Here is a 26,815-nt window from a genome sequence, read left to right as displayed (position 1 = left end):
CCCACTCTCGGCTTCGCTCGAGCGGGGGGACCCCCATCGCCCTGGGGGTACCTCCCAGGCCGTTCAGGCACTGGGGGGAGGCACGACTGCCCGCAGCTGGGGCGGCGCGGCGCCGCCAGCTCATCCCCCGTTCTGGGCCAACCGCAGCAGATGGTCCGCCAGCGCCTGCCCTCCCGTGGGCTCCCTGCTGATCAGCATCAGTGTGTCGTCGCCCGCGATGGTTCCCAGGATGTCGTGGAGTTCCGCCTGGTCGATCGCCGACGCGAGGAACTGCGCCGCCCCCGGAGGGGTGCGCAGGACCACGAGGTTGGCCGAGGCCTCCGCGGAGATCAGCAGCTCCGCGGAGAGCCGCCGCATCCGCTCCTCCTTCGCCGACTCCCCGAGCGGGGCCCGCGGGGTGCGGAAGCCGCCCTCGCTGGGCACCGCGTAGATCAGGTCGCCGTCGGTGTTGCGGATCTTGACCGCGTTCAGCTCGTCCAGGTCGCGGGAGAGCGTCGCCTGGGTGACGGTCAGCCCGTCGTCGGCGAGCAGCCGCGCCAGCTGGCTCTGGCTGCGCACCGCCTCCCGGTTGAGGATGTCCACGATCCGCCGGTGGCGTGCGGTGCGGGTCTGCGGCAGGGCGGGCCCCGCCGTCTGCTCGTGCTCCTGCGCCTGGCTCATCGTCGTCTCATTCTCCGGATCGTCCGTCCCCGTGGGCCGCGTCGGCGGCCTGGTCAAGGATGCCGGGCAGCGCCCCGAGGAACGCCTCCACCACGTCGTCGCCGAGGTTCAGCGCCGGCATCAGCCGTACGACATCGGGTGCGGGCGCGTTCACCAGGATTCCGGCGTCCTGAGCCGCCTGCTGCACCTGGGGTGCGAGCGGCTCGGTGAGCACGATACCCAGGAGCAGGCCCGCGCCCCGGACATGGGCGACCAGCGGGTGGCCCAGGCCCTCGACTCCGCTGCGGAGTTTCTCGCTCTGCCGCTTGACGTTGTCCAGCAGCCCCTCGTCCTCGATGGTGTCGAGGACGGCGAGTCCGGCGGCACAGGCGACGGGGTTGCCGCCGAAGGTCGTGCCGTGCTGGCCGGGCCGGAGGAGGTCCGCGGCGCGTCCGAAGGCGACCGTGGCGCCCAGCGGCAGTCCGCCGCCGAGTCCCTTGGCGAGGGTGACGACGTCCGGCAGGACGCCCTCGTGGGCCTGGTACTCGAACCAGTGCCCGGTCCGGCCGACGCCGGTCTGCACCTCGTCCAGGACGAGCAGTGCGCCGGTGGCGGCGGTGATGGCGCGGGCGGCCTTCAGATAGCCGGGGGGCGGGACGACGACGCCGTTCTCGCCCTGGACCGGCTCGATGATCACCAGCGCCGTCTCCTCGGTGACCGCGGCGGCCAGCGCCTGCGGGTCGCCGTAGGGCACGTGCGTGACGTCGCCGGGCAGCGGCCGGAACGGCTCCTGCTTGCCGGGCTGGCCGGTGAGGGCGAGCGCGCCCATGGTGCGGCCGTGGAAGCCGCCGTCGGTGGCGACCATGTGCGGCCGGCCGGTCAGCCGGCCGATCTTGAAGGCGCCCTCGTTGGCCTCGGCGCCGGAGTTGCAGAAGTAGACCCTGCCGTCGCGGCCGAAGTGCTGGAGCAGCCGTTCGGCGAGGGCGACGGGGGGCTCGGCGATGAAGAGGTTGGAGACGTGGCCGAGGGAGGCGATCTGGCGGCTCACGGCGTCGACCACCGCCGGGTGGGCGTGGCCGAGGGCGTTGACCGCGATGCCGCCGACGAAGTCGAGGTACTCCTTGCCGTCGGCGTCCCAGAGCCGGGCACCCTCGCCGCGCACCAGGGGGAGGCGGGGCGTGCCGTAGTTGTTCATGAGCGTGCCCTGCCACCGCTCGGTCAGCGCCGCGTTGCCCACGGTCTCCGCTGCGGTCGGGCTCTGGGTGTTGCTCACGGCTCCCCCTGTCCGTCCGGCACGACCATCGTGCCGATCCCTTCGTCGGTGAAGATCTCCAGCAGGATCGAGTGCTGGACCCGGCCGTCGATGACGCGGGCGGTGGTGACGCCGTTGCGTACGGCGTGCAGGCAGCCCTCCATCTTCGGCACCATGCCGCTGGAGAGGTCGGGCAGCAGTTTCTCCAGCTCGGAGGCGGTGAGGCGGCTGATCACCTCGTCGGAGTCGGGCCAGTCCTCGTAGAGGCCCTCGACGTCGGTGAGCACCATGAGCGTCTCGGCGCCGAGCGCGGCGGCGAGTGCCGCGGCCGCCGTGTCGGCGTTGACGTTGTAGACGTGGCCGTCGTCCTGGGAGCGGGCGATGGAGGAGACGACCGGGATGCGGCCGTCGGCGAGCAGGGTCTCGACGGCGCCGGTGTCGATCTCGGTGATCTCGCCGACCCGTCCGATGTCGACCAGCTCGCCCTCGATGCGGGGCTGGTGCTTGGTGGCGGTGATGGTGTGCGCGTCCTCGCCGGTGAGGCCGACGGCGAGCGGTCCGTGCTGGTTGAGCAGCCCGACCAGCTCGCGCTGCACCTGCCCGGCCAGCACCATCCGTACGACGTCCATGGCGTCCTCGGTGGTGACGCGCAGGCCCGCCTTGAACTCGCTGACGATGCCGGCCCTCTCGAGCGCGGCGCTGATCTGCGGGCCGCCGCCGTGTACGACGACGGGCTTGAGCCCGGCGTGCCGCAGGAAGACGACGTCCTGGGCGAAGGCGGCCTTGAGGTCGTCGTCGACCATGGCGTTGCCGCCGAACTTGATGACGACGGTCTTGCCGTGGTGCCGGGTCAGCCAGGGCAGCGCCTCGACGAGGATCTGGGCCTTGGGGAGCGCGGTGTGCTTCCGCGTGGGTCCGTTGCTCATGAGGAGTACGCGCTGTTCTCGTGGACGTAGTCGGCGGTGAGGTCGTTGGTCCAGATGGTGGCCGTGGCGTCGCCCGCGGCGAGGTCGGCGACGATGTGCACCTCGCGGTAGCGCATGTCGACCAGTTCGCGGTCCTCTCCGACGCCGCCGTTCTTGCAGACCCACACGCCGTTGATGCCGACGTTGAGCCGGTCGGGCTCGAAGGCGGCGGAGGTGGTGCCGATCGCGGAGAGCACGCGGCCCCAGTTGGGGTCCTCGCCGTGGATGGCGCACTTGAGGAGGTTGTTGCGGGCGACGGAGCGGCCCACCTCGACGGCGTCGTCCTCGGTCGCGGCGTTCACGACCTCGACCCTGATGTCCTTGCTGGCGCCCTCGGCGTCGCGGATCAGCTGCTGCCCGAGGTCGTCGCAGACGGCGCGCACGGCCTCGGCGAACGCGTCGTACTCGGGGGCGACGCCGGAGGCGCCGGAGGCGAGCAGCAGCACGGTGTCGTTGGTGGACATGCAGCCGTCGGAGTCGACCCGGTCGAAGGTGACCCGGGTGGCGGCGCGCAGGGCGCGGTCCAGGGCCTCGGTCTCCAGGTCGGCGTCGGTGGTGAGGACGACGAGCATGGTGGCGAGGCCCGGGGCGAGCATGCCGGCGCCCTTGGCCATGCCGCCGACGGTCCAGCCGTCGCCGCTGACGACGGACGTCTTGTGCACGGTGTCGGTGGTCTTGATGGCGATGGCGGCCTTCTCACCGCCGTGCTCGGTAAGCCGGCCGGCGGCCGTCTCGACCCCGGGCAGGAGCTTGTCCATGGGCAGCAGGACGCCGATGAGCCCGGTGGAGCACACGGCGACCTCGCCCGCTCCGGTGCCGAGCACCTCCGCGGCCTTCTCGGCGGTGGCGTGCGTGTCCTGGAAGCCCTTGGGCCCGGTGCAGGCGTTGGCGCCGCCGGAGTTGAGCACGACGGCGGTCAGCTCACCGCTCTTCAGCACCTGCTCGGACCACAGGACCGGGGCCGCCTTGACGCGGTTGGAGGTGAAGACGCCCGCGGCGGAGCGCCGGGGACCGGTGTTGACCACCAGGGCCAGGTCGGGGCCCCCGCTCTCCTTGATCCCGGCGGCGATGCCGGCCGCCGTGAATCCCTTTGCTGCCGTCACACTCACGGCGCGACTCCGATCGTCGTCAGTCCCGTGGTCTCGGCGAGACCCAGGGCGATGTTCATGCTCTGGACGGCACCGCCCGCGGTGCCCTTGGCCAGGTTGTCGATGGCGCTGATCGCGATGATGCGGCCCGCGGCGGCGTCGTACGCGACCTGCACCTGGACGGCGTTGGATCCGTACACGGACGCGGTCGCGGGCCACTGCCCCTCGGGCAGCAGGTGCACGAACGGTTCGTCGGCGAAGGCCTTCTCGTAGGCGGCCCGGACCGACTCGGCGCCGGCGCCGGGCCTCGCCTTCGCGGTGCAGGTGGCGAGGATGCCGCGGGGCATCGGCGCGAGGGTCGGCGTGAAGGAGACGGTGACCGGCTCGCCGGCGACCGCTCCGAGGTTCTGGATCATCTCGGGGGTGTGCCGGTGTCCGCCGCCGACGCCGTACGGGGACATGGAGCCCATGACCTCGCTGCCCAGCAGGTGCGGCTTGGCCGCCTTGCCCGCGCCGGAGGTGCCGGAGGCGGCGACGACCACGGCCTCGGGTTCGGCGAGCGAGGCGGCGTACGCCGGGAAGAGCGCCAGGGACACGGCGGTGGGGTAGCAACCGGGCACCGCGACGCGCTTGGACCCCTCCAGCGCGGCGCGGGCACCCGGCAGTTCGGGGAGGCCGTAGGGCCAGGTACCGGCGTGCGGGGAGCCGTAGAACCGCTCCCAGTCCCCGGCGTCCCTGAGCCGGAAGTCGGCCCCCATGTCGACGACCAGCACGTCGGGCCCGAGCTGCTCGGCGACGGCGGCGGACTGCCCGTGCGGCAGCGCGAGGAAGACCACGTCATGACCGCCGAGCACCTCGGGCGTCGTCGCCTCGAGCACCCGGTCGGCCAGCGGCAGCAGATGCGGTTGGAGCGCGCCGAGGCGCTGTCCCGCGTTGGAGTTGCCGGTCAGGGCGCCGACCTCGACCCCGGGGTGGGCCAGGAGCAGACGCAGCAGCTCACCGCCCGCATACCCACTCGCTCCGGCCACCGCCGCACGTACCGCCATGAGATCCTCCATCCTTGATGGCATGACTATACGTTTCGCTGCACGTTTATGCAATCCGCTCCTGTGCGGGGCAGGGGGCAAGATGGAGGGCGCACGCGGCGGAGCGGGAGAGCGAGGGGTGGACATGGGCGAGTGGTGGCCGGTGCCGGACGTGCTGGCGTTTCTCGCGGGGCGGTGGCGCACCGAGCGGTCGGTGCGGGATCTGGCGGGCGGCCTGGAGGGGCACTTCGAGGGGACCACCGCTTTCGAGGCGCTGGACGGCGGCGGGCTGATCGGCTGGGAGTCGGGGGCCTTCACCTGGCAGGGCGTGACCCGGCCCGCCGAGCGGACGCTGCGGTACCTGCCCGGCGACGGACCCGGCTCGGCCGATGTGCGCTTCGCCGACGGGCGCCCCTTCCACGGCCTGGACCTGACCTCCGGCCGCCACGTGGCCGACCATCCGTGCGCGGCCGACCTCTACCGCGGCGAGTTCACCGTGCGGGACCGGGACCGCTGGCGGACCGTGTGGCGCGTGGGCGGCCCGGCGAAGGACCTGCTGCTCACAACGGATTACCTTCGCGAAACGCCTCAGGCCTGACACCCTGGGCCGGGGTCCCTTCGAAACGGAGGCTCCAGCGGCCCGCGCCGCCCGTGACCGCGGTCGCCGACAGGGGGTGGACGTCCAGGTTCCAGTACGTCGCGGGCGGCGCCTTCAGCACGTACACCAGCGCGGCCCGGATCACGGAGGGCTCGGCCACGGCGACGATGCGGTCGCCGTCGTCGCCGGGGCGGGTGTCGAGCCAGTTGCCGACCCGGCCGATGAAGGCGAGCAGCGGTTCCCCGCCGTGCGGTGCCGAGCGGGGATCGGCGAGCCAGGCGTCCACCGCGCCGGGCTCGCGGGCCATGGCCTCGGCCAGGGTCAGCCCGCGCCAGCGGCCCATGTCGCACTCCCGCAGGGCGAGTTGGACCAGGGGCGCGAAACCGAGGGCATCCCCGGTGGCGCGGCTGCGGGGCGTCGGGGAGCAGTAGCGCAACTCGGCCGCGGCCAGGGGCAGCAGGCCGCCCGCCGCGCGCAGCACCTCGTCCCATCCGGCCCGGTCCAGCGGTCGTTCGTCGTCGAAGCGTTCGGCGAGCAGCGGTGAGCTGCGTGCCGCCGCGACGAACGTGACCCGAAGCGCCATGCCGTGATGGTGCTGCGCAACGGTGCGCCGGTCAAGGGGAGTTGCCCGTGGGAGGGGCAGGACGGGCCGGATTTCACGGGTCGGCGCCGGGCTCGCGGGCCGCCGGTGCGTCAGCCGCCCCACACCTCCGCGCAGGCCGTGCGCAGGCGCCGGACGCCTTCGGTGATCTCGCCGGTGTTCGCGACCGCCGCGAAGCTCAGCCTGAGGTGGGCGGCGGGCGGTTCGGCGCTGAAGTAGGGGCGGCCCGGCGTGATCGCCACCCCGGCGCGCAGGGCGGCCGCGGTGAGCGCGAGCTCGTCGGTGCCTTCGGGCAGCCGGAGCCACAGGTGGTAGCCGCCGGACGGGACGTGGGGCAGCGCGACCTCGGGCAGGTGCAGCCGCAGCGCGGCGGTCATCGCGTCCCGGCGGGCCTTCAACTCGGCCGAAACGGCCCGCAGGTGACGCGGCCAGGCGGGCGATCCGACGAGTTCCAGCGCCGCCTCCTGCAGCGGACGCGGCACGAAGAAGGTGTCGACGACCTGGATGGCCCGCAGCCGCTCCAGGACCGGGCCCCGTGCGGCCAGGGCGCTGACCCGGAAGCTGGGCGAGGTCGCCTTGGTGAGCGAGCAGACGTGGACCACGACGCCGTCCGGGTCGTCGGCGGCGAGCGGGTCCGGCAGCGGGCCCGCGTCCTCGTGCACGAGCCGCCGCACGAAGTCGTCCTCCACCACGAAGGCGCCGGCCTCCCGGGCGGTCCGCAGCACCTCGCCGCGCCGCCCGGGGGCGAGTACGGCGCCGGTCGGGTTCTGGCACAGGGGCTGGCAGACGAAGACGCGGGCGCCGGTCGCCCGGAAGGCGTCGGCGAGCAGGGCCGGCCGCACCCCGTCGGCGTCCACGGGGACCGGCACCGGGCGCAGTCCGGCCGCGCGGGCGATGGCCAGCATGCCGGGGTACGTCGGCGACTCGACCAGGACCGGGGCGCCGGGCGGGGCGAGGGCGCGCAGGGCGGTGGTCAGCGCGGACTGCCCGCCCGCGGTGATCAGTACCTCCGCGGCGGTGACGGCGCCGCCGATCCCGCGCGCGAACCACTCCCGCAGTTCGGGCAGCCCTTCCATCGGCGGCCGCCCCCACGCCCCGGGGCGCCGCCCGGCGCGGGCCAGGGCCGCCGCCATCGCCCGCTCCGGCTGCAGCGACGGGTGGAGGTAGCCGCCGTTGAACTCCACGACGCCGGGCGCCGGGGCGGCCAGCGAGACCAGGACCCCGGAGGCGTCGACGGAGCGGGGTACGAGGTCGGCTGCGCCGTCGGCGCTGAGGGCGACCTCCTGCCACGAGGTGTCCCCGGCGGGCGCGGCCGAGGGGCGCGGCAGGGCACGGAAGGCCCCGGCGCCGGGCCGCGTGACGACCAGCCCCTCGGCCGCCAGCTGCGCCAGGGCCCGGGAGACGGTCACGGGGCTCACCCGGAACCGGTCGACGAGGGCACGACTGGACGGGAGCTTTCCACCAGAAGAGTAGCGGTTCAGTTCGCTCCGCAGCTCGTCCACCAGTTCAGCGACACTGCTACGCTCTTGCATGAGAGCACAGAGTAGCGCTACCACCTCGTCTGGGATAGCAGTCGCCGGGACCGGGAAGACCGGTCCGGTCGCCGGAGGGCGGTCCTTCGGCACCCTCCAGGCCGCCCTCGGTGTCGTCGCCTTCTCCCTCACCTTCCCCGCCACCGCCTGGGGGCTGGAGGGCTTCGGCCCCTGGTCCCTGATCGCGGTGCGCAGCATCCTGGCCGCGGCGATCGCGGGCGGGTGCCTGCTGGCGCTGCGCGTGGCACCGCCCGAGCGGCGGCACTGGGCCGGGGTCGCGGTGGTGGGCGCCGGAGTCGTCCTGGGCTTCCCGCTGCTGACCACTCTCGCCCTGCGGACGTCGACCACGGCGCACGCGGCGGTCGTGGTCGGTCTGCTCCCGCTGACCACGGCGCTGCTGTCGGCCCTGCGCATCGGCACCCGTCCCTCGCGCACCTTCTGGATCGCCGCGCTCGCGGGTGCGGCGGCCGTGATCGCCTTCACGGTGCAGCAGAGCGGCGGCGCGCTGACCTCGGCCGACGCCTACCTCTTCGGGGCGCTGCTGGTGTGCGCCGCCGGGTACACCGAGGGCGGGCGGCTGGCCCGGGTGATGCCGGGCTGGCAGGTCATCGGCTGGGCGCTGGTGCTGTGCCTGCCGCTGACGGTGCCGATGGCGGCGGTGGCCCTGTCGTTCGAGCCGGTGCACCTGACGGCGCACAGTGTGGCCGGGATGCTGTGGGTGGCGGCGGGTTCGCAGTTCCTGGGGCTGGTGGTCTGGTACCGGGGGATGGCCGCCATCGGCATTCCGAAGGCCAGCCAGTTGCAGCTGGCCCAGCCGCTGCTCACACTGGTGTGGTCGGTACTTCTCCTGGGCGAGCACCTGACGGTGGCCGCTCCGCTGACGGCCGCGGCCGTACTGGTGTGCATCGCGGTCACCCAGCGGACCCGGGGGTAGGGCACTGTCCGGCGGCACACGGGTGAGGAGGCCTCACGGATGCACGCGAACAGGGGCGACCAGCTGGTCCAGCACGGCCGGGTGGTCGGAGAACACGACAAGGTCGCCGAGATCGTCGAGGTCATGGGCGAGCAGGGCGGTCCCCCGTACCGGGTCCGGTTCGAGGACGGGCACGAGGCGGTCTGCTCCCCCGGCCCGGACGCCGAGATCCGGCACCGGGAGACCCAGCTGTAGCACCGCGGGGTACCGCGCCGGCCGCCCCGGCACACCACCCCGGCCGTCCCCGCGCACCACTCCGGCCGTCCCGGCGTACCGCGCCGCTCAGCGCGGGACGGTGGCCGGCTTCGCGTAGTGGTCGGCGGCCACCCGCGCCATCGCGCCGCCCCGGTCCTCGGCCACGTCCTTCGCGGAGAAGTAGACGTGGCCGCGCACCTGCGGGTGGCGCGCGGCCAGGCTGAGGTGCCGGGAGAGTTCCGCCGGGTCCTGCCAGGCGGCGGGCTGCGCCGGGTCCCCCGACTTGTACAGCGCCTCCCCCACGTACAGGTGGGTCCGGCTGCCCTCGGCCACGTCGTTCCACCAGGCCAGCAGCTTGGCGTAGTCGGCGGCTTCCTGACCGATGCTCCAGTACAGCTGGGGCACCACGTAGTCGATCCAGCCCTCGCGCACCCAGGTGCGGGTGTCGGCGTACAGGTCGTCGTAGGTCTGCACCCCGGCCCGGGTGTCCGAGCCGCGCTCGTCGGTGGCCGCGTTGCGCCACACGCCGAACGGGCTCACCCCGAACCGGGCGGACGGCCTGATCTTCCTGACCCGTTCCGCGGTCTCCCGCACCAGCCGGTCGACGTTGTCCCGCCGCCAGGCGGCCAGGCTGCCGAAGCCGCCGCCGAACGTGCGGTACGTCCCGGCGTCGTCGAAGCTCTGGCCCGCCACCGGATAGGGGTAGAAGTAGTCGTCGAAGTGGACGCCGTCGACCGGGTACTTCTCGACGGCGTCCATCATCGCGTCCTGCACGAAGGCCCTGACCTGGGGCAGCCCGGGGTTGTAGTAGAGCTGCCCGCCGTACGGCACCACCCAGTCCGGGTGCTTGCGCGCCGGGTGCCCGGGAACCAGGAGGCCCGGGTCGTCGCGCAGGGCGACGCGGTAGGGGTTGAACCAGGCGTGCAGCTGCAGCCCCCGGGCGTGGGCCTCCTCGACCGCGGTGCCCAGCGGGTCCCAGCCCGGGTCGCGGCCCTGGCTGCCGGAGAGGTACTGCGACCAGGGCTCGTGCGCCGAGGGCCACAGGGCGTCCGCCGTGGGCCGCACCTGGAAGATCACCGTGTTGAGGTTGTGGCGGACCGCGGTGTCGAGGTGCGCGACCAGTTCCGCGCGCTGTTCGGCGGCGCGCAGCCCCGCGCGGCTGGGCCAGTCGCGGCCGGTCACCGTGGCGAGCCACATGCCCCGCATCCCGGCGGCGGCGCTGCGGGCGGGCGACGGCTGCACGGCGGCCGGAACCGTGGCGCGGGCCGGGGCCTCGCCGGGGGCCGCGGACGCCCGGGGCGCCATGGTGAACGCCGACAACGCCGCCACCGTGAAGGCACGGCGCGAGACACCGCCCATGGGACAACCTCCTGAACGCTGTGGATCCGCACGGTCACGGATCGTGTACGGGGCCTCAGCATGCCCGACCCGGGGGACGGATCCGTGGCCATTCGGAGGTAACGTGCTCGATCGGAGCAGGCACCGGGGCAGTGGTGCTGCCTGCGCCGAGCCGTGAAGTCAGCGAAAGGGACGATGTGACCGCCATCTCGGGAGATATCGCACGCGTCGGCGTGGTGGGCTGCGGTCAGATGGGAGCGGGCATCGCCGAGGTGTGCGCCCGCGCCGGTCTGGAGGTGATGGTCGCCGAGACCACGGGCGAGGCTCTGGAGATCGGCCGTACCCGGCTGTACAACTCACTGGCCAAGGCCGCCGAGCGCGGCAAGATGACCGAGGAGGAGCGGGACGGGACGCAGGCGCGGCTCAGCTTCACCACCGACCTCGGCGAGTTCGCCGACCGTGATCTGGTGATCGAGGCCGTCGTCGAGAACGAGCAGGTCAAGACGGAGATCTTCCAGGTCCTCGACCAGGTGGTGACCCGGCCGGACGCGATCCTGGCCTCCAACACCTCCTCGATCCCGCTGGTGAAGCTCGCGGTCGCCACCTCGCGACCCGACCACGTCATCGGCATCCACTTCTTCAACCCGGCCCCGGTGCAGCAGCTGGTCGAGCTGATCCCGGCGCTGACCACCTCCGAGGGCACGCTCAGCCGGGCGCAGCTGTTCACCGAGAAGGTGCTGGGCAAGCACGCCATCCGCGCCCAGGACCGCTCCGGCTTCGTGGTGAACGCGCTGCTGATCCCGTACCTGCTCTCCGCGATCCGGATGTTCGAGTCGGGCATCGCGAGCCGCGAGGACATCGACAACGGCATGGAGATGGGCTGCGCCCACCCGATGGGTCCGCTGAAGCTGACCGACCTGATCGGCCTGGACACGGTCGCCTCGGTGGCGTACTCGATGTACGAGGAGTACAAGGAGCCGCTGTACGCCGCTCCGCCGCTGCTCCAGCGCATGGTCGACGCGGGCCGCCTCGGCCGCAAGACCGGCTCGGGCTTCTACTCCTACGGCTGACCCGGGCACTTCCGGTCTCTACGGCTGACCCGGGCGCTTCCCGCCTCTGCGGCTGACCCGGGCGCTTCGCGTCTCTGCGGCCGCCCCGGGCTTGCCACCCTCTACGGCCGGGCCCGGCCTTCCGCCGCCACGGCTGGTTACGCGCAGCTACGCCCCCACGGGCCCGGCACCTTCCAGGGTGCCGGGCCCGCGCCTTTCGCACGGCGTGTGCACGCCGGGCCCGCATATGCCGCCCGCACACTCTCCCCACGCGTCCACCAGGCGAGTTGACTCGGCACGCACATGCAAGGGACGTGAGACGCCTGATGGAAAGGAGCGGTTCGTGACCGCCGATCCCGAGCATTCCGTCGTCCAGGGAGAACTCGCAGAGTTACGGCGCCGGCTGGACGTGGCCTACGCCCGCGTCGAGGGCGGACTGGCCCTGCTCTCCCACCGCACCGAGGAGACCGCCAAGGAGCTGGCGGAGCTGAGCGCACGCCTGACCGCCCTGGAGCACGCCCGCTGGCCACTGCCCTCGGTCGCGGTCGTCACGGCCCTGGGCGCGCTGGCCGTCGCGGTCTGGCAGGCCCTCGGCCATTAGTGCCCGGGCGGGGCGTCCTGCCCCAGCCTGAGATGGTGCAGCAGGAGTAACGCGGCCGCCATGTTGGCGGCCGGGACCTCCCCACGGGCGACGAGGTCGGGGACGAGTTTGAGCGGGACCCACTCACGGCGGTCCGACTCGAAGTCGTCCACGGGGTGCCCGGTGTACGCACCCTCGTCGGCCCAGTAGATGTGGTGCCGGGCGTCGGTGAGCCCGTTGGAGGGCTCCACGCTCATGAGGTGGCGCAGGGGTCCCGGCCGCCAGCCGGTCTCCTCCTCCAGTTCCCTGGCCGCCGCCAGCGCGACGTCCTCGCCGTCCTCGACGACGCCGGCCGCGAGCTCCCAGCCCCAGCTGTCGGTGATGAACCGGTGCCGCCACAGCAGCAGGACCTCGTCGGCGGTGTTGACGACGGTGGCCGCGGCCACCGGACGCATCCGGATGAGGAAGTGGTCAAGGTGCCGGCCGTCCGGCAGTTCGACGTCCGCGAGATTGACGCTGAACCAGCGATTTGAGTACACATTCTGTTCGCTCTGTTTCGTCCACTGCACGGTTCTGCCACCTTTCCTTGAGTAGGTGGCAATATCGCAGCAGCGGAGAACCGGCAGCAGGCGCACGGTGACCGCTCACGGCGCAGGGCGGTGCCTCACAGCGGGACGCGCAGCGCCCCGTCGATGAGTTCCGCGGCCTCGGCCGTGCCGGCGCAGCCGCTGCGCACCAGGTGCTCGCGCACCGCACGGAGCCGGTCGCGCAGGCGCTGGGACTCCATCCCGCGGGCCTGTTCGGCCATCTGCACGGCGATGGCCACCGCCTTGTCGGCGTTGCCGCGGCGCAGCTCGATGGTGCTCAGCATGGCGAGCCGGTGCACGCGTCCGCGGTCGTGCGCGGGGTTGTCGACGGCGGCCTCGGCGTGCTCCCCCGCCGCCGCGAGCTCACCGAGGCTCAGCAGGGCCTCGGCGACCTGGACGTTGACCAGGCCGGGCTGGACGTAGCCGGTCTCGTCCGGCTCGTACCCGCGCCGGATGCGCTCGGCGGCCTGCTCGGCCCGGCGGATGCAGGACAGGGCACTGGTGCCGTCGCCGAGGTGCGCGTACGACTTCGCCTGCATCGCGTACAGGTCGGAGGCGAGCGCCGGGGTGATGTGCCGGCCCGCGGTGCGCAGGGCGGCCTCGGCGAAGGCGACCGCCTGCCGGTACTCCCGCATGAACAGCGCCTGGTTGACGAGCAGCGCGATGACGTACGCGCCGAGCCCGCGGTCGCCGCTGGCCTTGGCGAGCCGGAGCGCCTGGTGGAAGTAGCGCTGCGCGAGGCCGTGCGCGTCGGAGTCGTACGCGCAGATGCCGGCGACCGCCACCAGGCCGCCGGTGGCCCGGTGCAGCTGGCGCCCGGTCGCGTCGGTGTAGCTGCCGCGCAGCAGCGGTGCGGCCTCCGAGTTGAGGAAGCCGACGATGCGGGCGCGGGTCGCGATGCCGCCGGCCTTGCGGTACATCTGCTCGTAGTGCGTGCGGGCGCAGCGCACCATCTCCAGGTCGGCCGGGGTGACCCGGTGCCGCCCGCCGCGGGAGACGTCCGTGTCCTCGGGCGGGTTCTCCCACTCCCAGACCGGCATCACCGCGGGCGTGCCGGTGAGCGCGGGGGCGCCGAGGATGTGCGGGCGCTGCTGCTGGTCGGAGCGCCACAGGGCGGTTGCGCGCTCCACGAACCCGGACAGCGAACCGGTGTGCGGGGCGGCGGGTTCGCCGGGCACGCCGAGGCCGATGTCGTCGAGGGTGACGGAGCGGTGCAGGCGGGACGCGAGGACCTCGCAGATCAGGTCGGGCACCTGGCCGCGCGGCCGCTGGCCCTTCAACCACCGCGCGACGGCGGTGTGTTCGTATCTCAGCGCCACCCCGCGGGCGCGGCCCGCCTGGTTGACGTGCGCGGCCAGTCCCGCGTGCGAGATCCCGGCCTCGTCGAGGATCGCGTCGAGCAGGGTGTTGGGCTGCATGGGTGCCCCCGGTGACTCGGTGCCCGACAGCGTAGTGCGTCGGGCCTCGTGCGGGGCTGTGACTTCACACGGGGTGTGAACGGAGTACGTGCATCCGCAGCGTGTGTGCGCTGTCGCGGAGAGTCCCCGGCCGGTTGACTGAAGGGCCTCGAAAGAGGCCGGCCGGGCCGCCGGCTCCCCCTCGTACAGTGCGGCGGCCCGAGTTCCAGCCGTCCGCCCGGCCGCCTGCCCGACACTCCGTGGCCGGTCGGACGGCTCCGCCGGCCCCGGAAAGCGGGCGTCGCGCCGACGCCCCTCAAGGGGCGCCAGGAACCGCGCGGGCGATCACGACGCACCCGCAGCCGCCGACCGGCGGAACCCGCACGCCCCTCGGGCGAACCGAACCCTAACTGCGCAGCACCGCTCCGACCCGCTCGCCCGCGAGGGCAACCGCGGCGTCGCGCGCGGCCGACGCCTCGTCGACGGTCAGCGTCCGGTCCCCCGCACGGAAGCGCAACGCGTACGCCAGGGACTTGCGCCCCTCGCCGAGCTGCTCCGCGTTGTCGTAGACGTCGAACAGCCGGATGGACTCCAGCAGTTCACCCGCGCCGTCGCGCAGCGCGGCCTCGACGTCGGCGGCCGGGACGAACGCGTCGACGACCAGCGCGACGTCCTGCGTGGCGACCGGGAACGTGGAGATGCCCGGCGCCTGCGGGGTGTCGTCGCCGACCTGCTCGACGGCGTCGAGGTCCAGCTCCGTCGCACAGGTGCGCGCGGGCAGACCGAGCGTCTTGAGCACCCGCGGGTGCAGCTCGCCCGCGTGCCCGACGACGCGCTCCGTACCGTCGACGACGACGATCAGCTCGGCGCAGCGTCCGGGGTGCCAGGGCCCGTACTGTCCCTTGCGCAGGACCAGTTCGGCTCCCGCCTCCCGTGCCACGAGGCGCGCCGCCTCGATCGCGTCGGCCCAGTCCGCCGGACGGCCCTTGCCCCACCAGCCGGCCTGCTCGCGGGCGCCGGCCAGCACCACGGCGACGTGCCGCGGCTGGTCGGGCAGCGCGGCGTCCAGCGCGGCGAGGTCGTCCGCGGCGGGGCGCCGGTCGACGGGCAGGCCGGCGGCGACGCGCTGCTCGTCGCGGGGGTGGAAGACCAGCCCGGTCTCGAAGAGCGCCAGATCGTGGGAGCCCCGGCCGTCGTTGCGGCGCAGCGCGCCGAGCAGCCCGGGCAGCAGCGAGGTCCGCAGTGCGGGCTCCTCGTCGCTGAGCGGGTTGACCAGCTTGACGACGCGGCGGGCCGGGTCGTCGGCGTCGAGACCGAGCTGGTCGAAGACCTGCTCGCTGACGAACGGGTAGTTCAGCGCCTCTACGTAACCGGCACCGGCCAGCGCGCGGCCGACCCTGCGGTGCAGCCGCTGCCTGCCGGTCAGACCGCGGCCCGCCGGGGGCCTGGGCAGCGTGGAGGGCAGGTTCTCGTAGCCCTCCAGGCGGATGACCTCTTCGGCCAGGTCGTTGGGGTCGGTGAGGTCGGGTCGCCAGGACGGCACGGTGACGATCAGCTCGTCCTGCCCGCCCGTCGCCCGACCACCGCCCCTCAACGACGCGTTCCACGCGGCCGAATTTCCATAAACGTCGCAGCCCACCTCCTGAAGGCGGCGTACGACGGTCTCGCGGCCGTAGGCGACGCCCGCGACCCGGTCCGGGTGGTCGGCCGCCACGGTGATCGTGTGCGGCACGGGCGGCGTGCTGATCTCGGTGACGCCGGACTCGGCGGTGCCGCCCGCGAGGAGCACCAGCAGGTCGACGGTGCGCTGCGCGGCAGCGGCGGCGGCCTGCGGGTCGACGCCGCGCTCGAACCGGCGGGAGGCCTCGGAGGAGAGCTTGTGCCGGCGGGCGGTGCGCGCGATGGACACCTGGTCGAAGTGGGCGGCCTCGACGACGACGTCGCTCGTGGCCTTCCCGGTGTCGCCGTGGTCGGCGATCTCCGTGTTGGCGCCGCCCATGACGCCCGCGAGGCCGATGGGTCCGCGGTCGTCGGTGATGACCAGGTCCTCGGTGTGCAGCTTCCGCTCGACGCCGTCGAGGGTGACGATCTTCTCGCCCTCCTCGGCCCGGCGCACGCCGATGGCGCCCTGGACCAGACCGCGGTCGTAGGCGTGCAGGGGCTGGCCCAGCTCCATCATCACGTAGTTGGTGACGTCGACGGCGAGGGAGATCGGGCGCATGCCGACCTTCTGGAGCCGGCGCTGGAGCCAGATCGGGGAGCGGGCCTCGGCGCTGAGGCCGGTCACGGTGCGGGCGGTGAAGCGGTCGCAGCCGGCCGGGTCGGCGATCTTCACCGGGTAGCCGTAGGCGTTGGGGCCGGGGACGTCGAGCAAGGCCGGGTCGCGCAGCGGCAGCCCGTAGGCGACGGCGGTCTCGCGGGCGACGCCGCGGATGGACAGGCAGTCGCCGCGGTTGGCGGTGACGGCGATGTCCAGGACCTCGTCGACCAGTTCGAGCAGCTCGATCGCGTCCTTGCCGACCTCGGTCTCGGGCGGCAGCACGATGATGCCGTGCGAGCCGTCGTCGCCCATGCCCAGCTCGTCGCCGGAGCAGATCATGCCGTGGGAGACCTTGCCGTAGGTCTTGCGGGCGCTGATCGAGAAGCCGCCGGGCAGGGTGGCGCCGGGGAGGACCACGACGACCTTGTCGCCGACGGCGAAGTTCCGGGCGCCGCAGACGATCTCCTGCGGCTCACCCGTTCCGTTGGCCTCTCCCACGTCGACGGTGCAGAAGCGGATCGGCTTCTTGAAGCCCTCCAGCTCCTCGATGGTCAGCACCTGTCCGACGACGAGGGGGCCCTTGAGGTCGGCGCCCAGGTGTTCGACGGTCTCGACCTCCAGACCCGCCGAAATCAGCTTGGCCTGCACGTCGCGGCCGGTCTCGGTGGCCGGCAGGTCGACGTACTCCCGCAGCCAGGAAAGCGGGACCCGCATCAGATCTCCATCCCGAACGGCCGGGTGAACCGGACGTCACCCTCGACCATGTCTCGCATGTCCTCGACGTTGTGGCGGAACATCAGCATCCGCTCGATGCCGAACCCGAAGGCGAAGCCGCTGTACTTCTCCGGGTCGATGCCGCAGGCGGTGAGCACCCGCGGGTTGACCATGCCGCAGCCGCCCAGCTCGATCCAGCCCTCGCTGGAGCAGGTGCGGCAGGGCCGGTCGGGGTTGCCGACGGACGCGCCCTTGCAGACGTAGCAGAGCATGTCCATCTCGGCGGACGGCTCGGTGAAGGGGAAGAAGTTCGGCCGCAGCCGCGTCTTCATCTCCGCGCCGAACAGCGACTGGACCATGTGGTCCAGGGTGCCCTTGAGGTCCGCCATGGTCAGGCCCTCGTCGACGGCGAGCAGCTCGACCTGGTGGAAGACGGGGGTGTGCGTGGCGTCCAGCTCGTCGGTGCGGTAGACCCGGCCGGGGCAGATCACGTAGACCGGCAGCTCGCGCGTGAGCGCGGAGCGGATCTGCACGGGCGAGGTGTGGGTGCGCAGCACGACGCCGGAGTCGGTGCCGTTGTCGGGCCCCTGGACGAAGAAGGTGTCCGCCTCGCCGCGGGCCGGGTGGTCCGGGCCGATGTTGAGGGCGTCGAAGTTGAACCACTCGGCCTCGGCCTCGGGGCCCTCGGCGACCTCGTAGCCCATGGCGACGAAGATGTCCTCGATGCGCTCGGAGAGCGTGGTGAGCGGGTGGCGGGCGCCGGCCGGCACGCGGTCGTGGGGCAGCGTGACGTCCACGGCCTCCTCGACCAGGACGCGCGCGTCGCGTTCGGCCTCCAGCTCGGCCTGGCGGGCGGCCAGCGCCTTGTTCACGGCGCCGCGGGCCATGCCGACCCGCTTGCCGGCCTCGGCCTTGGCCTGCGGGGGCAGGGCGCCGATCTCGCGGTTGGCCAGCGCCAGCGGCGAGGTGCCGCCGGTGTGGGCGACCTTGGCCTCCTGGAGCGCGTCGAGGGAGTCCGCGGCGGTGAAGGCGGCGAGCGCCTCGTCCCGCATGCGCTCGATCTCTTCCGGTTTCAACGCCTCGACCTCGACAGGGTCGTACGACTTATTCGGTGCCGACATCTCTTCCCGTGCTTCCGATTGTCCCCCAGCTGACGCTGGGAGGTGCCCCATGCTGATGGTCCCCGTCACCGGCTCGTGGTCAGCGGCTCGTGGACGGAGCGTCGCGCCGTGGGCGTCTCCGTCTGCGGGACACAAAGGTGCCAAAGGCCGAGTCTAACGGGGTTGCGGAAGGTGAATGCGCCCGCGGTGCTCAGGCCAGGTAGGCCGGGGCCGCCACGGGCAACGTAAATCGGAACTCCGCGCCGCCGCCGGGGGCACGGCCGACGGTGATGGTGCCGCCGTGGGCTTCGACGATGCCCTTGACGATGTACAGCCCGAGGCCGGTGCCACCGCGCTTGCTGCCCCGCCAGAAGCGGGTGAAGACGCGGTTCATGGACTCCTCCGGGATGCCCGCCCCCTCGTCGCTCACGGTGACCGACGTGCCGGCGTCCTCCCCTTCCCGGGGCGACGCCGTGGGCGTGATGTCGATGGTGACAGTTCCCTCGCCGTGACGCACGGCGTTTTCCAGCAGGTTGCTGAGCACCTGGTCGATCTTGTCCGGGTCGGCCCACAGGTCGGGCAGCGGCCGGCCGAGGCGGAGCAGGAAGCGGTCGGCCTCCTGACCGGCGGCGACGTACGCCTGGATGTGCCGTCCGACGGCGGCGCCGAGGTCGACGGGCTGGCGGCGCACCTCGAGGCGGCCCGAGTCGATCCGGGAGATGTCCAGCAGTTCGGCGATGAGCCGGGTGACGCGGTCGGCGTCGGCGTCGACGGTCTCCAGCATCAGCCGCTTCTGGTCGTCGGTGAACCGTTCCCACTTGGCGAGCAGCGTCGCCGTGAAGCCCTTGACGGAGGTGAGGGGGGAGCGCAGTTCGTGGGCGACGGTGGCGATCAGCTCGGCGTGGCTGCGCTCGGTGCGGCGGCGGGCCTCGGTGTCGCGCAGGGTGACGACGACGCGGTGGACGGGGCCGAGGGGTTCGGTGCGGACGTAGCGGGCGGCGGCGAGGACTTCCCGCCCGCCGGGGAGGAGGAGGTTGCGCTCGGGCTGGCGGACCCGGATGGCGAGGCCGCCGTAGGGGTCGGTGAGCTGCCACCAGCGGCGGCCCTCCAGGTCCTCTAACGGGAGCACTTTCTCCAGGCGCCGGCCGAGGGCCTGGGCGGCGGGGGTGGCGGTGATGCGGGCGGCGGCCGCGTTGAAGCAGACGACGCGGCCGTGCTCGTCGGCGACCACGAGCCCGTCGGGCAGCTGGTCCGGGTCGAGGCCCAGGCCGGCGAGGTCGCCGGGGGTGCGGGGGGCGGGCGGACGCGGCGCACCCCGTGCTCCCGGCGCGCTGCTCGTGCCGACGCCCATCCCCGTGTCCCACCTCTCAGCCGCGCGAGGGCCCTGAGCTGGTCACCCTACTAGGCGTTGGTGACGGAGCGGCACCCTCCGGCGGCGCGCTGTGCACGCGCCGACGCATAGAGACATACGGCCGCGGCGGTCGCCAGGTTCAGACTCTCGGCCCTCCCGTGGATGGGGACCCGCAGGACGGCGTCGGTGAGGGCGCGGGTCTCCTCGGGGAGCCCCCAGGCCTCGTTGCCGAAGACCCAGGCGGTGGGGCCGCCCATGGTCCCCGCGTCCAGCTCGGCGTCGAGGTCGTGCCCGCCCGCGCCGTCGGCGGCCAGGACCCGCACGCCGGTGTCCCGCAGCCCGGCGACGGCCTGCTCGACGGGGACGCCGACGGCGACCGGCAGGTGGAAGAGCGAGCCGACGGAGGCGCGTACGGCTTTGGGGTTGTACAGGTCGACGGAGGCGTCGGTGAGGACGACGGCCTCGGCGCCGGCGGCGTCGGCGCAGCGCAGTACGGTCCCGGCGTTGCCGGGGTCGCGGACGTGCGCGAGGACGGCGACGAGCTGGGGGCGGGCGGCGAGGATCTCGTCGAACGGGGTGTCCAGGAACCGGCAGACCCCGACGAGCCCCTGCGGGGTGACCGTGGTGGAGACGTCCTCGATGACCTGCTCGGCGGCGAGGTGGACGCGGGCTCCGGCGTCCCGGGCGGCACCGATGATGTCGGCGTACCGCTCGGCGGCGTCCACGGTGGCGAACAGCTCGACGAGCGTCTCCCCGTGCTCCGCCGCCTCCCGCACGGCCTGCGGCCCTTCAGCCAGGAACAGCCGCTCCTTCCCCCGGAAGTTCCGCTTCCCGAGCCGCCGCGCGGCCAGCACCCGGGGCGAACGGGGGGAGATCAGCTCGGGGGCGGCAGGACGCACTCTTCTCACCTTCACAACTGAATCAACGCTGGCTGGGGCGCCCTTCAGGGGCGCGGGGCTGTGACATGTGCGGCTCCGCCGCGTGGGCGCGACCAGCCACGACGAGTCCGCGGCCGAAGGGCAGCCCGGAGCTGCAACCGTAAGGACCCGCAGGCTCGCAGCCTGCGGGTCCTTACGACACCGGCTCGAGCCGGCGCAGCGTCACGCCGCCTTCGGCGCGTTCACGTCGCTCGGGAGCGCCTTCTGCGCGACCTCGACGAGCGCGGCGAACGCGTTCGGGTCGTTGACGGCCAGCTCGGCGAGGATCTTGCGGTCGACCTCGACGTTGGCGGCCTTCAGGCCCTGGATGAAGCGGTTGTACGTGATGCCGTTGGCGCGGGCAGCGGCGTTGATGCGCTGGATCCACAGCTGGCGGAAGTCACCCTTGCGCTTCTTGCGGTCGTTGTAGTTGTAGACCAGCGAGTGGGTGACCTGCTCCTTGGCCTTGCGGTACAGGCGCGAACGCTGACCGCGGTAGCCGGAGGCCTGCTCGAGGATCGCCCGGCGCTTCTTGTGGGCGTTGACTGCCCGCTTGACGCGTGCCACTTGTTAACTCCTTGTAGCGGGGCCGCGGTGGTCGTCACGCGGCCCGGTGTCGATTGGGTCCCGGTCCTGGTGTACGGCGCTCGGCGGCGCCGTACGTCACTTGCCGAGAAGCTTCTTGATCTTCTTGGCGTCGCCCGGGGCCATCTCGGCGTTGCCGGTGAGGCGACGCGTCAGGCGCGACGACTTGTGCTCGAGCAGGTGGCGCTTGCCGGCGCGCTCACGGAGCACCTTGCCGGAGCCGGTGACCTTGAAGCGCTTGCTGGCACCGCTGTGCGACTTGTTCTTCGGCATGGCGCCGTTCTCTCCTCGTCGGTGGCGCTCCGGTGCCCGGTCGTGAAACCGGGCACGGTGGAGCGTCGCTTGTATCGGTTATGTCCTGGGGACTGGCGTCCCCCGGGATCACGCCTCGGCCGCGGCCTGGGCCGGGGCCTCCACGTCGGCGTCGGTCTCCGCGGCGTTCTGCGACTTGCCGGGGTTGGCCTTCGCCTCCGCCTTGCGGGCTTCCTGCGCCTGGCGGGCCTCGGCCATCGCCTCGGTCTTCTTCTTGTGCGGACCGAGGACCATGATCATGTTGCGGCCGTCCTGCTTCGGGTTCGACTCCACGAACCCGAGGTCGGCCACGTCCTCCGCGAGGCGCTGCAGCAGTCGGTAGCCCAGCTCGGGGCGGGACTGCTCGCGGCCGCGGAACATGATCGTGATCTTGACCTTGTCGCCCTGCTTGAGGAACCGGACGACGTGACCCTTCTTGGTGTCATAGTCGTGCGGGTCGATCTTCGGCCGGAGCTTCATCTCCTTGATGACCGTGTGCGCCTGGTTCTTGCGCGCCTCACGGGCCTTCATGGCCGACTCGTACTTGAACTTCCCGTAGTCCATGAGCTTGCACACGGGCGGACGGGCGTTCGCCGCGACCTCGACGAGGTCGAGGTCGTACTCCTGCGCAAGCTCCAGGGCCTTGGCAAGCGGGACAATCCCGACCTGCTCGCCACTGGGACCGACAAGTCGCACCTCGGGAACGCGAATCCGGTCGTTGATGCGGGGCTCGGCGCTGATGGATCCTCCTCGGTAGCACCACGCGACGGTCTGGCGGACAGCCGCGTAACGTCTGTGTTCGATAGACCTAACCGCGCCGACGCACGAAAAATGCCCCGGACGATCACAGGCGGGGCTCCTCGAACTGCTACCGGAGCACCGCCGCGATGATCGCGGGGCGCGCTTTCGGGCCGGTCACCGCCGCTGAGGAGGGACCGCCTGACCGGTGACCCGCCGCCCTGAGGACGGCCAGGTGGGAGTTCGAAGCCTCCACTTGTGGGCCGGACCCGCTGCCGTGAGCGTGCGTGTCCGACCGGTCGTTACACAAGGTTAGCAGCTCCACCACCCGTGCGCGAACCCGGCGTCACCCGCCCCTCCTGCTGTCAAGAGGGCCGGGGCCGGGCCCTATCGTGTGCGGCATGAGTGAGACCCCTCCTGAATCCCCGGCGAACCCCGACTTCGACGCCATGGCCCGCGACATCGCGGAGGTGCCCGCGGTCGAGGTGATCGTGACGGTCGCCGTCAACCTGATGAGCGCCGCCGCCGTGAAGCTGGGCCTGACCGAGGAGGGCGAGGCGCACAAGGACCTGGACGAGGCCCGCAAGCTGGTGCACGCGCTGGCCGGTCTGCTGGACGCGACCGCGACCGAGATCAGCTCGTTCCACGCGGCCCCGCTGCGGGACGGCCTGAAGTCCCTCCAGCTGGCCTTCCGTGAGGCCTCCCTCGTCGCGGACGAGCCGGGTCAGGGCCCGGGCGAGAAGTACACGGGGCCGGTCTACGGCTGACCCGGACCCCGTCCTGGTACGTCTCCGCGTACATCTCCTCGCAGGACGTCTCCGCGTACGTCTTCGCGTGCATCTCCTCGCAGGACGTCTCCGCGTACATAGGTGGGCTCGCCCGGCGGCGTCGCCCCGGCCGGCAGCAGCGCCAGGTCGAGGCCGCGCACCAGGCGGGCCCTCAGCGTCTCGTCGGCGGCCAGCCGCTCGGCGACGGCGCGGGCGGCCTTCGCCGGGTCGTCGTGACCGGGGTCCAGGACCAGCGCCAGGGTGCCGTCGGCCCGGCCGCGGCCGAGGTGGGCCAGGAGCACGGCCGGCTCGGCGGCCAGCACGGCGCGCACGGCGTCGGCGACGGCCGGGTCGGCGAGCGGGTCCGTCGTCGTACGGCCCTCGGCCAGGGCCAGCAGCACCCGACCGGTCAGCTCGAACGGCACCGGCCCGGCGAGGTCCAGTACGACCGTGTCCGCCTTCTCCTGCGCGGCGGCCTGCAGCGCCTGGTGCACGGGTACGGCGACGGGGCGGGCCGCGGGGTCCCAGCGGGCGAGCGACTCGGTGGAGGTGAAGGCGGGCAGCGCGGTGCGGTCGCCGGCCTTGAGAGTGGGCACGGCCATGTCGCTGCTCTTCTCGCGGCGCAGCCCCTTCTCGTCCTCCTCGGCCTCGCCGAGGACGGCCACGACGGGTACGAGCAGCCGGGCCTCCCTGAGCGCCTCCAGCACGGGGGCGAGAGCGGTGCGGTCCTCGGCCCAGGCGGCGAGCGCCGCGCTCAGTCCGGGGTCGGCGGAGCCGTCGTCGTCGGAGAACGCGGAGTCGGGGATGTTCTTGTTCGCCACGGTCCCCGACCCTATAGGGGCTCGGGCGGCGTACTCGTCGGGGCCCGGGCGGCGTGCTCGGACGGCGCCTCTCGCGCCCTCTCGCTGCCCTCTCATCGGGCTCTCATCCCTCTCTCAGGGAGATATGACCTGGATTTAACGCCCGTCCAACCTCCCGCACAGCAACGGTGCGGACCATCGCCGTCATGGAGTCCTCCGGAACCCGGCGGAGCCGGCGTGCCCGGCGGCGGCGCACCCGAGTCTGGTCCGTCCTGACCGCTTGCGCCGTCGTGGGTGCCACCGGCGCCGGCGCCGTGTACTGGCAGGGGCACGCGCGTCCGGGGGCGGGCGGCGCCGTATCGTCGTCGGCCTCGGCACCCTCGGGCGGGGAGGCATCGGTGGGGACGGCGGAACCGGACGTGGACCGTGACGCGCTGCTGGCCTCGGCCATGGCGTCGGTGAGCGTGCCGGAGGGCGCCGAGGTGTCGGCGTCGGTGCTCGACGCCGGCTCCGGCGGTCGCGCGTCGTACGGGACGGGGCCCTTCGACACGGCGAGCATCGTGAAGGTCGACATCCTGGCGGCGCTGCTGCTCCGGGCGCAGGACGCGCACCGCACGCTGACCGCGGCGGAGAAGACGTACGCCGTCGCGATGATCGAGGACAGCGACAACGACTCGGCGTCGGCGCTGTGGCAGGAGATCGGGCAGGCGGACGGGCTCGACGCCGCGAACGAGCGTCTCGGGCTCACGGACACGCGGGGTGGCGCGGGCCCGCTGTGGGGGCTGACGCAGACCACGGCGGCGGACCAGGTGGCGCTGCTGCGGCAGGTGTTCGTGGCGGACGGCTCCGAGCTGGACGAGGCTTCGCGGGCGTACGCGACGGGGCTGATGGGGAAGATCGCCGAGGGGCAGCGGTGGGGGGTGTCCGCGGCTGCGGACGACGGGGCGGACGGCTCCGGATGGGCGCTGAAGAACGGCTGGCTGCGCCGCAGTACCACGGGGCTGTGGGTGGTCAACAGCGTCGGGCGGGTCACCTCGGGCGGCCGGGAGTATCTGGTGGCGGTGGTGTCGCGGGGCAGCGCGACCCAGGCGGAGGGCGTCGCGCTGACCGAGGCGGCGGCGCGGGCGGCGGTGTCCGTGTTCGGCGGGAAAGGCGGGGACTCGGGTGTCGGGGGCGGCTCGGCTACGGGGGGCGGCGGGGCCGGCTCGGGCGGCGGTCAGAAGGCGTCGTAGCGGCCGGTGACGGAGGGTGGGACCTCGTGGCGTTCGCGGCGGCCCCGCCACAGGACGACGGCCGCGACCACCAGGACGCCGCCCGCGCCGCCGGCCAGCGGGGCGGCCCAGGCCGAGGTCTCGCCGTCGGACGCGGTGCTGTCCGGTCCCCGGCCGAAGTACTCGTCGCCGTACGCCGCCGACTTCAGGCCCTCCGGTCTCAGCTGTCCGGCCGCCTCGATGGCGGCGGCGGGGTCGACGAAGCCGAAGCCGCGGGAGTCGTCGCGGCCCTCGGCCGGGGCGTTGCGGGCGGTGTCCTCGAGGACGGCCTTGACCTGGGCCGGGGTGAGGTCCGGGTGGGCCGCCTTCACGAGGGCGGCGGCGCCGGAGACGAACGCGGAGGCGGCACTGGTGCCCCAGCCCTCGTAGTACTTCTTGTCGGGGTCGGCGATGATCACGTCGACGCCGGGTGCGCTGACCGTGGCGTACCAGCGGCGGGTGGAGAAGGAGGCACGGGTGCCGTAGCGGTCGACGGCGGTCGCGGCGATGACGCCCGGGTAGGCGGCCGGGTAGGAGATGTGGTCGCCCTTCTCGCCGCCGTTGCCGGCCGAGGCGACGACGACCACGCCCTTCTTCAGGGCGTACTGGATGGCCTCGTCCTCGCCGGGTTCGGGGTGGGCGGAGGCCGAGTCGTCGCCGAGGGAGAGGTTGATGATGTCGGCGCCGTGGTCGGCGGCCCAGCGGATGCCCTCGGCGAGGGCGTTGCCGCGGGTCTTGCGGGCCTTGGCGCGGGAGGGGTCGCCGTCCTCCAGGATCACGCGCAGGGGAAGGATCTTCGCTTCCGGGGCGATGCCCATGACGCCGTCGGTGTTCCCGGCGCCGTGGCCGTGTCCGGCGATGATCCCGGCCATCGCGGTGCCGTGCCGGGCCCAGGCGCGGTCGCCCTCGCTCGCGCCGAAGCCGACCAGGTCCTTGCCGGTGAGGACGTTGCCGGTGAGGTCGGGGTGGTCGGCCTCGACGCCGGTGTCGAGTACGGCGACGGTGACGCCGGCGCCCTGGGTGGTGCGCCAGGCGTCCTGGGTGTGCATGGCGTCCAGGGCCCACTGCTGGGCGCGGATGCCGTCGGCGTGAGCGGCGGGCGCGGGGGCGAGGACGAGGGCGGCGGCCAGGAGGAGGCTGAGGGCGCCGCCCGTCCGGCGGGTGCGGTGGGTGTTCACGAGGGCTGCTCCGTGGGCTGGCCGACGTTCTTGCGCAGGGCGCGTTCGATCCGGTCGGCGAGGCCCTTCGCCTCGTGGCCCAGACCGGCCTGGGCGGGGGCCGACGTGGCGCCGGACTCCGTGGCCTCCTCGGCGGGTTCGGGTTCGTCGACGGTGCGGTCGTCGGCCCAGCCGGAGACGGCGTAGACGACGACGGGGGCGTCGGTGAGGACGGAGACGGTCCAGGAGGCCCGCTGCCGCGCGCCGAACCCGGCGGCGACGGTGTCCTCGGCCGCGTACGGCAGTGGCATGAGGTCGGTGCGGCGGCTGAGGCCCTCCTTCTCGAACCGGTTCGCCAGTGAGGTCGTCGCGGCGGCGTCGGCCTTGGTGAAGAGCAGGCCGACGGTGGTGACGTGGCTCTGGGTGGCGTCGGTGTAGGTGGCGCGCAGCAGGCGCGCGCAGCCGACCGGGTCGAGCACCTTGGCGAGGAGCCGGTCGAAGGCGCCCTTGCAGTCCCCGTCCGGGGCGACGGCGACCCGTGTCCAGGTGCGGTCGGCTCCGCCGGGTCCGGCGCCCTTTCCCTGCACGGTGGGCGGGAAGAGCTGGTCGACGGGCACGCTGTGCCACAGTTCCCCGGCCTCGGCGAACGCGCCGCGCGCGCCGTCCTCCCCGGAGTCCCCGGCGAGCCAGCTGCCGGTGACGGCTCCGGTCAGCAGTCCGGCGCCGAGCACGAGGCAGACGGCCGCGGCGAGGGCCTGGGGCCGCAGTCGCCCGCCGAGCGGGCGGGGCCGTCCGAACCCGTCGTACCCCTCGGGCTCCCCGAACGACACGCGGGGACGGCTGTCGCCGGACGTCGTCGGCACGCTGCTCCACGACAGCGCGGGGTCGGGCCCGGCACCGGCCCGCCTCGCCGGGGCGCCCGCCTGCGGCGCCTCCTCCGGGACCAGGCCCTCGTCCTCCGGCTCCGCCGGGACGGGCCGCAGCCGCCGGGTGGTCTCGGAGGGGGTCTGGTCGGGAGCGCCGGGCCGGTACGGGGACGCCTGGGGCGGGGCGGCCGGATGCGGGG

The 26,815-nt window shown here is 73.3% G+C and carries 26 protein-coding genes and 1 pseudogene; 7 read left to right on the top strand and 20 right to left on the bottom strand.

Annotated elements, in window-relative coordinates:
- Window positions 1-120: 120 nt before the first annotated feature.
- The 5 genes from HZS56_RS30925 to argC are packed head-to-tail and all read right to left on the bottom strand — an operon-like array spanning window position 121 to window position 4,990.
- Complete coding sequence (locus HZS56_RS30925) at window positions 121-660, bottom strand: arginine repressor (RefSeq protein ID WP_194278367.1); 540 nt, start codon at window positions 658-660, stop codon at window positions 121-123.
- 7 nt (window positions 661-667) lie between these two features.
- Window positions 668-1,876 carry an acetylornithine transaminase gene (locus tag HZS56_RS30920; protein WP_216724118.1) on the bottom strand — a complete coding sequence of 403 codons (1,209 nt, stop codon included), beginning with the start codon at window positions 1,874-1,876 and terminating at the stop codon, window positions 668-670.
- Between the two features lie 32 nt (window positions 1,877-1,908).
- Window positions 1,909-2,817, bottom strand: coding sequence for an acetylglutamate kinase (gene argB, locus HZS56_RS30915; protein ID WP_216724113.1), 909 nt, complete (start codon window positions 2,815-2,817; stop codon window positions 1,909-1,911).
- On the bottom strand, window positions 2,814-3,965 hold the full coding sequence (gene argJ / locus HZS56_RS30910; protein WP_216724112.1) for a bifunctional glutamate N-acetyltransferase/amino-acid acetyltransferase ArgJ: 1,152 nt from the start codon (window positions 3,963-3,965) through the stop codon (window positions 2,814-2,816). Before argJ ends, argB begins: the two co-directional genes overlap by 4 nt.
- The gene (gene argC, locus HZS56_RS30905) at window positions 3,962-4,990 is read right to left on the bottom strand and encodes an N-acetyl-gamma-glutamyl-phosphate reductase (RefSeq protein ID WP_216724111.1); all 1,029 of its coding nucleotides are present in this window, start codon (window positions 4,988-4,990) and stop codon (window positions 3,962-3,964) included. Before argC ends, argJ begins: the two co-directional genes overlap by 4 nt.
- Window positions 4,991-5,114: 124 nt before the next feature.
- On the opposite strand from argC, the gene HZS56_RS30900 reads away from it, so the two are divergent.
- On the top strand, window positions 5,115-5,567 hold the full coding sequence (locus tag HZS56_RS30900) for a DUF6314 family protein (RefSeq protein WP_216724117.1): 453 nt from the start codon (window positions 5,115-5,117) through the stop codon (window positions 5,565-5,567).
- Here HZS56_RS30900 and HZS56_RS30895 read toward each other — a convergent pair.
- Window positions 5,530-6,150, bottom strand: coding sequence for a histidine phosphatase family protein (locus HZS56_RS30895; protein ID WP_216724110.1), 621 nt, complete (start codon window positions 6,148-6,150; stop codon window positions 5,530-5,532). The genes HZS56_RS30900 and HZS56_RS30895 overlap by 38 nt on opposite strands.
- Window positions 6,151-6,260: 110 nt before the next feature.
- Complete coding sequence (locus HZS56_RS30890) at window positions 6,261-7,700, bottom strand: aminotransferase-like domain-containing protein (protein WP_216724109.1); 1,440 nt, start codon at window positions 7,698-7,700, stop codon at window positions 6,261-6,263.
- On the opposite strand from HZS56_RS30890, the gene HZS56_RS30885 reads away from it, so the two are divergent.
- Both HZS56_RS30885 and HZS56_RS30880 read left to right on the top strand, forming a co-directional pair.
- Window positions 7,699-8,634 carry a DMT family transporter gene (locus HZS56_RS30885; RefSeq protein ID WP_216724108.1) on the top strand — a complete coding sequence of 312 codons (936 nt, stop codon included), beginning with the start codon at window positions 7,699-7,701 and terminating at the stop codon, window positions 8,632-8,634. The genes HZS56_RS30890 and HZS56_RS30885 overlap by 2 nt on opposite strands.
- Window positions 8,635-8,673: 39 nt before the next feature.
- A complete protein-coding gene (locus HZS56_RS30880; RefSeq protein WP_216724107.1) occupies window positions 8,674-8,868 on the top strand; it encodes a DUF1918 domain-containing protein in 195 nt (64 codons plus the stop codon).
- Between the two features lie 87 nt (window positions 8,869-8,955).
- Here HZS56_RS30880 and HZS56_RS30875 read toward each other — a convergent pair whose 3' ends face one another.
- Window positions 8,956-10,227: a glycoside hydrolase family 10-like protein gene (locus HZS56_RS30875; RefSeq protein ID WP_216724106.1), complete on the bottom strand. Its 1,272-nt coding sequence runs from the start codon at window positions 10,225-10,227 to the stop codon at window positions 8,956-8,958.
- Between the two features lie 176 nt (window positions 10,228-10,403).
- Between HZS56_RS30875 and HZS56_RS30870 the strand changes: the two genes are divergently transcribed.
- Together HZS56_RS30870 and HZS56_RS30865 are read left to right on the top strand one after the other, a co-directional pair.
- The gene (locus HZS56_RS30870) at window positions 10,404-11,276 is read left to right on the top strand and encodes a 3-hydroxybutyryl-CoA dehydrogenase (RefSeq protein ID WP_308408203.1); all 873 of its coding nucleotides are present in this window, start codon (window positions 10,404-10,406) and stop codon (window positions 11,274-11,276) included.
- Between the two features lie 322 nt (window positions 11,277-11,598).
- Window positions 11,599-11,856, top strand: coding sequence for a hypothetical protein (locus HZS56_RS30865; protein WP_031035569.1), 258 nt, complete (start codon window positions 11,599-11,601; stop codon window positions 11,854-11,856).
- Here the strand turns inward: HZS56_RS30865 and HZS56_RS30860 are convergent.
- From HZS56_RS30860 to infC, 9 genes are all read right to left on the bottom strand, one after another.
- Window positions 11,853-12,404 (bottom strand): NUDIX hydrolase, encoded by a 552-nt coding sequence (locus HZS56_RS30860; protein ID WP_216724105.1) that lies wholly within the window; start codon window positions 12,402-12,404, stop codon window positions 11,853-11,855. The two genes, HZS56_RS30865 and HZS56_RS30860, sit on opposite strands and share 4 nt — an antisense overlap.
- Before the next feature lie 95 nt (window positions 12,405-12,499).
- A complete protein-coding gene (locus HZS56_RS30855; RefSeq protein WP_216724104.1) occupies window positions 12,500-13,840 on the bottom strand; it encodes an NsdA family TPR-like regulatory protein in 1,341 nt (446 codons plus the stop codon).
- 385 nt (window positions 13,841-14,225) lie between these two features.
- Window positions 14,226-16,793: a phenylalanine--tRNA ligase subunit beta gene (pheT, locus tag HZS56_RS30850; protein ID WP_216724103.1), complete on the bottom strand. Its 2,568-nt coding sequence runs from the start codon at window positions 16,791-16,793 to the stop codon at window positions 14,226-14,228.
- Window positions 16,793-17,914 carry a phenylalanine--tRNA ligase subunit alpha gene (gene pheS, locus HZS56_RS30845; RefSeq protein ID WP_216724102.1) on the bottom strand — a complete coding sequence of 374 codons (1,122 nt, stop codon included), beginning with the start codon at window positions 17,912-17,914 and terminating at the stop codon, window positions 16,793-16,795. The genes pheT and pheS overlap by 1 nt, the downstream gene beginning before the upstream one ends.
- Before the next feature lie 190 nt (window positions 17,915-18,104).
- On the bottom strand, window positions 18,105-19,244 hold the full coding sequence (locus HZS56_RS30840) for a sensor histidine kinase (RefSeq protein ID WP_216724101.1): 1,140 nt from the start codon (window positions 19,242-19,244) through the stop codon (window positions 18,105-18,107).
- A 50-nt stretch (window positions 19,245-19,294) separates the two neighbouring features.
- Window positions 19,295-20,143 carry a TrmH family RNA methyltransferase gene (locus tag HZS56_RS30835; protein WP_216724100.1) on the bottom strand — a complete coding sequence of 283 codons (849 nt, stop codon included), beginning with the start codon at window positions 20,141-20,143 and terminating at the stop codon, window positions 19,295-19,297.
- A gap of 201 nt (window positions 20,144-20,344) precedes the next feature.
- Window positions 20,345-20,728, bottom strand: coding sequence for a 50S ribosomal protein L20 (gene rplT, locus HZS56_RS30830; protein ID WP_003977226.1), 384 nt, complete (start codon window positions 20,726-20,728; stop codon window positions 20,345-20,347).
- 96 nt (window positions 20,729-20,824) lie between these two features.
- Window positions 20,825-21,019: a 50S ribosomal protein L35 gene (gene rpmI, locus HZS56_RS30825; protein ID WP_007829094.1), complete on the bottom strand. Its 195-nt coding sequence runs from the start codon at window positions 21,017-21,019 to the stop codon at window positions 20,825-20,827.
- A gap of 108 nt (window positions 21,020-21,127) precedes the next feature.
- Entirely contained in the window at window positions 21,128-21,778 is a 651-nt protein-coding gene (gene infC / locus HZS56_RS30820; RefSeq protein WP_216724115.1) for a translation initiation factor IF-3, read from the bottom strand.
- 398 nt (window positions 21,779-22,176) lie between these two features.
- Here infC and HZS56_RS30815 point away from each other — a divergent pair, with 398 nt between their 5' ends.
- On the top strand, window positions 22,177-22,542 hold the full coding sequence (locus HZS56_RS30815) for a DUF1844 domain-containing protein (RefSeq protein ID WP_216724099.1): 366 nt from the start codon (window positions 22,177-22,179) through the stop codon (window positions 22,540-22,542).
- 89 nt (window positions 22,543-22,631) lie between these two features.
- Here HZS56_RS30815 and HZS56_RS30810 read toward each other — a convergent pair.
- Window positions 22,632-23,363: pseudogene (locus tag HZS56_RS30810) on the bottom strand (SseB family protein); the annotation flags it as partial.
- 185 nt (window positions 23,364-23,548) lie between these two features.
- Between HZS56_RS30810 and HZS56_RS30805 the strand changes: the two are divergent.
- Window positions 23,549-24,574, top strand: coding sequence for a serine hydrolase (locus HZS56_RS30805; protein ID WP_216724098.1), 1,026 nt, complete (start codon window positions 23,549-23,551; stop codon window positions 24,572-24,574).
- Here the strand turns inward: HZS56_RS30805 and mycP are convergent.
- Together mycP and HZS56_RS30795 are read right to left on the bottom strand one after the other, a co-directional pair.
- Window positions 24,559-25,770 (bottom strand): type VII secretion-associated serine protease mycosin, encoded by a 1,212-nt coding sequence (gene mycP, locus HZS56_RS30800; RefSeq protein ID WP_216724097.1) that lies wholly within the window; start codon window positions 25,768-25,770, stop codon window positions 24,559-24,561. The two genes, HZS56_RS30805 and mycP, sit on opposite strands and share 16 nt — an antisense overlap.
- The coding region (locus tag HZS56_RS30795; RefSeq protein ID WP_308408202.1) for a hypothetical protein at window positions 25,767-26,815 on the bottom strand (1,049 nt) is incomplete at its 5' end. The genes mycP and HZS56_RS30795, both read right to left, overlap by 4 nt.

The sequence above is a fragment of the Streptomyces mayonensis genome (genome assembly GCF_018982965.1).
Taxonomy (GTDB): Bacteria; Actinomycetota; Actinomycetes; order Streptomycetales; family Streptomycetaceae; genus Streptomyces; species Streptomyces mayonensis.
The sequence above is the reverse complement of the archived record's forward strand: the minus strand, read 5'-3'. Positions and strand labels throughout refer to the sequence as shown.

Excerpts from the sequence above, each read along its gene's own strand:
- HZS56_RS30925 (WP_194278367.1), bottom strand. The coding sequence starts at position 660 with ATGAGCCAGGCGCAGGAGCACGAGCAGACGGCGGGGCCCGCCCTGCCG.
- argB (WP_216724113.1), bottom strand. The coding sequence starts at position 2,817 with ATGAGCAACGGACCCACGCGGAAGCACACCGCGCTCCCCAAGGCCCAG.
- argC (WP_216724111.1), bottom strand. The coding sequence starts at position 4,990 with ATGGCGGTACGTGCGGCGGTGGCCGGAGCGAGTGGGTATGCGGGCGGT.
- HZS56_RS30900 (WP_216724117.1), top strand. The coding sequence starts at position 5,115 with ATGGGCGAGTGGTGGCCGGTGCCGGACGTGCTGGCGTTTCTCGCGGGG.
- HZS56_RS30895 (WP_216724110.1), bottom strand. The coding sequence starts at position 6,150 with ATGGCGCTTCGGGTCACGTTCGTCGCGGCGGCACGCAGCTCACCGCTG.
- HZS56_RS30885 (WP_216724108.1), top strand. The coding sequence starts at position 7,699 with ATGAGAGCACAGAGTAGCGCTACCACCTCGTCTGGGATAGCAGTCGCC.
- HZS56_RS30890 (WP_216724109.1), bottom strand. The coding sequence starts at position 7,700 with ATGCAAGAGCGTAGCAGTGTCGCTGAACTGGTGGACGAGCTGCGGAGC.
- HZS56_RS30880 (WP_216724107.1), top strand. The coding sequence starts at position 8,674 with ATGCACGCGAACAGGGGCGACCAGCTGGTCCAGCACGGCCGGGTGGTC.
- HZS56_RS30875 (WP_216724106.1), bottom strand. The coding sequence starts at position 10,227 with ATGGGCGGTGTCTCGCGCCGTGCCTTCACGGTGGCGGCGTTGTCGGCG.
- HZS56_RS30855 (WP_216724104.1), bottom strand. The coding sequence starts at position 13,840 with ATGCAGCCCAACACCCTGCTCGACGCGATCCTCGACGAGGCCGGGATC.
- pheT (WP_216724103.1), bottom strand. The coding sequence starts at position 16,793 with ATGCGGGTCCCGCTTTCCTGGCTGCGGGAGTACGTCGACCTGCCGGCC.
- pheS (WP_216724102.1), bottom strand. The coding sequence starts at position 17,914 with ATGTCGGCACCGAATAAGTCGTACGACCCTGTCGAGGTCGAGGCGTTG.
- HZS56_RS30840 (WP_216724101.1), bottom strand. The coding sequence starts at position 19,244 with ATGGGCGTCGGCACGAGCAGCGCGCCGGGAGCACGGGGTGCGCCGCGT.
- rpmI (WP_007829094.1), bottom strand. The coding sequence starts at position 21,019 with ATGCCGAAGAACAAGTCGCACAGCGGTGCCAGCAAGCGCTTCAAGGTC.
- HZS56_RS30815 (WP_216724099.1), top strand. The coding sequence starts at position 22,177 with ATGAGTGAGACCCCTCCTGAATCCCCGGCGAACCCCGACTTCGACGCC.
- HZS56_RS30805 (WP_216724098.1), top strand. The coding sequence starts at position 23,549 with ATGGAGTCCTCCGGAACCCGGCGGAGCCGGCGTGCCCGGCGGCGGCGC.